The 4,024-nt window shown below is 44.5% G+C and carries 4 protein-coding genes and 1 pseudogene; 3 read left to right on the forward strand and 2 right to left on the reverse strand.

The window, feature by feature from the left end:
- Nucleotides 1-98: pseudogene (locus PX484_RS08510) on the reverse strand (RNA-guided endonuclease InsQ/TnpB family protein); the annotation flags it as partial.
- 391 nt (nucleotides 99-489) lie between these two features.
- On the opposite strand from PX484_RS08510, the gene glgA reads away from it, so the two are divergent.
- Nucleotides 490-1,917, forward strand: a complete 1,428-nt coding sequence (glgA, locus tag PX484_RS08515) for a glycogen synthase GlgA (RefSeq protein ID WP_288103458.1) — start codon at nucleotides 490-492, stop codon at nucleotides 1,915-1,917.
- A gap of 48 nt (nucleotides 1,918-1,965) precedes the next feature.
- Here glgA and PX484_RS08520 read toward each other — a convergent pair whose 3' ends face one another.
- Nucleotides 1,966-2,571 carry a vWA domain-containing protein gene (locus PX484_RS08520; protein ID WP_002733700.1) on the reverse strand — a complete coding sequence of 202 codons (606 nt, stop codon included), beginning with the start codon at nucleotides 2,569-2,571 and terminating at the stop codon, nucleotides 1,966-1,968.
- Between the two features lie 195 nt (nucleotides 2,572-2,766).
- Here PX484_RS08520 and PX484_RS08525 point away from each other — a divergent pair, with 195 nt between their 5' ends.
- Both PX484_RS08525 and PX484_RS08530 read left to right on the forward strand, forming a co-directional pair.
- On the forward strand, nucleotides 2,767-3,099 hold the full coding sequence (locus PX484_RS08525) for a TMEM165/GDT1 family protein (RefSeq protein ID WP_002733233.1): 333 nt from the start codon (nucleotides 2,767-2,769) through the stop codon (nucleotides 3,097-3,099).
- A gap of 164 nt (nucleotides 3,100-3,263) precedes the next feature.
- Nucleotides 3,264-3,539: a TMEM165/GDT1 family protein gene (locus PX484_RS08530; RefSeq protein ID WP_002732425.1), complete on the forward strand. Its 276-nt coding sequence runs from the start codon at nucleotides 3,264-3,266 to the stop codon at nucleotides 3,537-3,539.
- The last annotated feature ends 485 nt before the right edge of the window (nucleotides 3,540-4,024 follow it).

Consider the following 4,024-nt stretch of genomic DNA (forward strand, 5'->3'; position numbering starts at 1 on the left):
ACACATTTGTTACGGATGAATTGAGCAGTACGAATAGCATCGTCTATGGCTTGATACTGTTGAGTTTTAGCTTTAACTTTAAACTCTAAGACAAACATTTTACGCAGGGGGGACTTAGACAAAATCAGTATAGCACAATAAGTAGTCGTGCAAAATTAATTTCCTAGTGAAGAAAGGCAAAAGGCAAGAGGCAAGAGGCAAGAGGTGGTTAGATGTGTGTAATTAATTTTGCTTAGGTACTTAAAAGTTAAGTTAACAAGATATAGTTTAAAAAGCCGTCCTAAAAGGACGGGGCTTTAACCCAAAATTTCGGTAAAAAAAGGCTAAAAAACTTAATAATGCCCAAAACAGCTAATTATGTCCCTTGTTGGCTCTCTGGTTCGTTAAAGAAAAATCTAGGCTAATCCGATAATAACCTACTTGCAAATCCTGCTAGGGGGGTTTTATCTGTTAAAATTTCTTGTCGTCGTGAAGTAAATCGGGAAGAATATGCGAATTCTATTTGTGGGTGCCGAGGCCGCCCCAATTGCCAAAGTTGGGGGAATGGGAGACGTAATTGGGGCATTACCGAAAGTCTTGCGTCAGCTAGGTCATGATGTGCGGATTTTTCTACCCTACTACGGTTTTCTTGCGGAAAAAATGGACATCCCTTCCGAACCCATTTGGTCAGGATTCGCCATGTTTCAGGATTTTTCAGTCTATGAGACGGTTTTACCCGATACGGATATTCCCCTCTACCTCTTTGGTCATCTAGCTTTCTCTGGACGTAGTATCTACGGAGGCGAAGATGAGGCCTGGAGATTTACCCTTTTTGCGAATGGTGCGGCGGAATTCGCCTGGAATTACTGGAAACCGCAAGTTATTCACTGTCATGATTGGCATACGGGCATGATTCCCGTCTGGATGCACCAAGACCCCGATATTAGCACCGTTTTTACTATCCATAATCTCGCCTACCAGGGTCCTTGGCGCGAAGCATTAGAAAAAATGACTTGGTGTCCTTGGTATATGCAGGGCGATAATACCATGGCCGCGGCGGTTCAATTTGCTAATCGCGTCACGACTGTCTCTCCCACCTATGCCCGTCAAATACAAACCCCCATTTATGGCGAAAATTTAGAGGGATTATTGTCCTATATTTCTGGCAATCTGGTGGGCATTGTCAACGGCATCGATACGGAGGTGTATAACCCGGCTAAAGATGTTTATCTTAAGCAGAATTTTACCCCAGAAACCATCGAAAAACGTCTGGCTAATAAAATTGCCCTGCAAGAAGAAGTGGGGCTACAGGTCAGCAGAAATGCCTTTGTCATGGGGATGGTGACGCGTTTGGTAGAACAAAAAGGTATTGATCTAGTGATGCAAATTTTAGATCGCTTTCTCACCTATACTGATGCACAATTGATTATTTTAGGTACAGGAGATCGCTATTATGAAACCCAACTATGGGAGATGACTTCCCGTTTCCGGGGGCGAATGTCCCTGCATCTTCTCTATAGTGATGCCCTTTCCCGTCGCATCTATGGGGGGGCCGATGCTTTGTTAATGCCTTCCCGTTTTGAACCCTGTGGCATTTCCCAATTAATGGCCATGCGTTATGGTTGCATTCCCATGGTACGCCGCACCGGTGGTTTAGTCGATACGGTATCTTTCCACGACCCGATTCAGGAAAGAGGAACAGGATTTAGTTTCGATCGCTATGAACCTTTAGACCTGTTTACCTGTATGATCCGGACTTGGGAAAGTTTCCGTTATAAACAGGATTGGCAAAAACTACAACAACGGGCCATGACTCAAGATTTTAGTTGGTATAAATCCGCTTTGGAATATCTCAAAATCTACAAACAAATCACTGGACAATCCGATCAATTATCCGATGAGGAAAAAGATAAATTTGTCGCCCTGACTGGCAGTTAAATCCTCCTTGATTAGGGGTGAAGATATATCACCCCTACTGGCTAGAAATTAATCGGTAACGGCGTTGAGAAGAACTTCCGCTAGGGTCATATCTTCCATATCATCGATAGTAATTGTGTCAACAATATCGAATTTGGCCCCCGCCGATTCTAGTTGATCGTCTAAAGCTTTGAGAAATTCTGTCGCTTGTCGATCATGGCCTACTTGAATCAGAGAAATGGCTAATTCTTCATCCCTATCGAGTTTTCGAGAAGCTTCGATAATTTGACGCATCACCGCTTTGCGATCATCTGGTTCTCCGTCGGTAATCACCAGAATAGTTTCTCCGTTGGGTTTAGTTTTGCCAGCAGTTTTGCGCTGAAAATAATTATTGAGGGCATCTTGGAGAACAGCGGCTAGGTCTGTCCTTCCCATGGGTTCATTTTCTTGATAAATTTGTGTCACCTTATCGGAAGTAACATTATCATAGCGTCGGAAACGTCCGGAAAAAAGATAGATAGTGATGCCGTCGGGATCGAATTCCTCGCACTTTCTAGCCAAGGCGAGGGTGGATTCTTGGGCAATTTGCCAACGGGTTTTCTCGCTGGGTTTATCAGCAGTGGACATACTGCCACTTTTGTCAATAATCAGAGTATAATCTCTGTTTTCTACCATAGGGGCTATACCTCCAAGCAATTTGCGCTCGTCCTAGTCTAATAATTATTAAACTCTAGGATGGAAACTCTACCTCGATCGACTAGGGTTTTTTAACTATTGGGGGAAGGAGACAGCGTAATCAACAGCAGAAACTATCGCCAGAAAACCAGTCGGGCTAAAATGAAAAAAGTATGAAAATTATTTCCTTAGCCGATGACTGATAGCAAATCGATCGCCTCAACCGAAAAAAAGCCAGATCAGCCACCTTCTTGGAGTTTTTGGACGGTGTTTAGTTCCACCTTCCTAACCATATTTTTTGCTGAAATCGGCGATAAAACCCAATTAGCCACCCTTTTGATCAGTGCCGAATCCCAATCCCCCTGGGTGGTTTTTGCCGGGGCAGCCACCGCTTTAATCGCTACCAGTCTCCTCGGTGTCCTGATCGGTTATTGGATTGCTCGTCGTCTTTCCCCCAAAACCTTAGATATCGGTGTCGCTATCCTTCTCCTTTTGATCACTGGTTTACTCATCGGCGATATTCTCTAAGCAATCAGTGATCAAGAGTCAGGAGTCAGGAGATAGGAGACAGGAGACAGGAGATTATTTCTATTTATTCTTCCGACACCCCACACCCCACACCCCACACCCCACACCCCACTTCCCCACTTCCCCACTTCCCCACCTCCCCATCACCCATCTCCCTAGAATTTATGAATTGGCAATTATTCGGACTGACATTTATCACGGTTTTTTTGGCAGAAATAGGCGATAAAAGTCAATTAGTAGCGATCGCTCTCGGTGGCAGTTCCAAATCACCCAAAGCTGTCTTTTTTGGCTCAATTACCGCCTTAATCTGCACCAGTTTCTTAGGAGTCCTTGCGGGCGGCAGTATGGCGCAGTTATTCCCCGCTAAGATATTAAAAGCGATAGCGGCCATTGGTTTTGCGCTGCTTGCTGTCCGGCTGCTTTGGCCAGATTCGGATTGATAATGAGGTTTGCGGCAAAAAGCTTTTCGGTGGGGGCAGGGTGTGGGGTGTGGGGTGTGGGGTGTGGGGTGTGGGGTGTGGGGTGTAGGGTGTGGGGTGTAGGGTGTGGGGTGTGGGGTGTCGGAAGAATAAATAGAAATAATCTCCTATCTCCTGACTCCTGTCTCCCGACTCCTGCCTCCTGTCTCCCGGCTCCTGATAGCTAAAAAACTGAGGCAAATTCCAGAAAAATAATTAATTTTTCCTGAAAAAGTAGCTAAAACTACAAAAAATATCCAAAAAGTAGCGAAAATCACAAAAAATCTGCTAACCTAGCCGTAATATCACACAGATATTTGTAGAAGGATTCCCGAAAATCTCCTCAGCAAAAACATCCGTGTGAAGTAGCTAATATTGTCAGCGAGGTTAGTTCAAGATCATCATGTCAAATTTAGGACGACGTAAATTTCTCCTGTACGGTTCTGCCGCTTTGGGAACCAGTATTC

The organism is Microcystis sp. M49636_WE2 (genome assembly GCF_030065375.1).
Taxonomy (GTDB): Bacteria; Cyanobacteriota; Cyanobacteriia; order Cyanobacteriales; family Microcystaceae; genus Microcystis; species Microcystis aeruginosa_C.

What these genes read in the sequence shown, in the direction of transcription:
- PX484_RS08520 (WP_002733700.1), bottom strand. Translation starts at nt 2,571, where the DNA reads ATGGTAGAAAACAGAGATTATACTCTGATTATTGACAAAAGTGGCAGT.
- glgA (WP_288103458.1), top strand. Translation starts at nt 490, where the DNA reads ATGCGAATTCTATTTGTGGGTGCCGAGGCCGCCCCAATTGCCAAAGTT.
- PX484_RS08525 (WP_002733233.1), top strand. Translation starts at nt 2,767, where the DNA reads ATGACTGATAGCAAATCGATCGCCTCAACCGAAAAAAAGCCAGATCAG.
- PX484_RS08530 (WP_002732425.1), top strand. Translation starts at nt 3,264, where the DNA reads ATGAATTGGCAATTATTCGGACTGACATTTATCACGGTTTTTTTGGCA.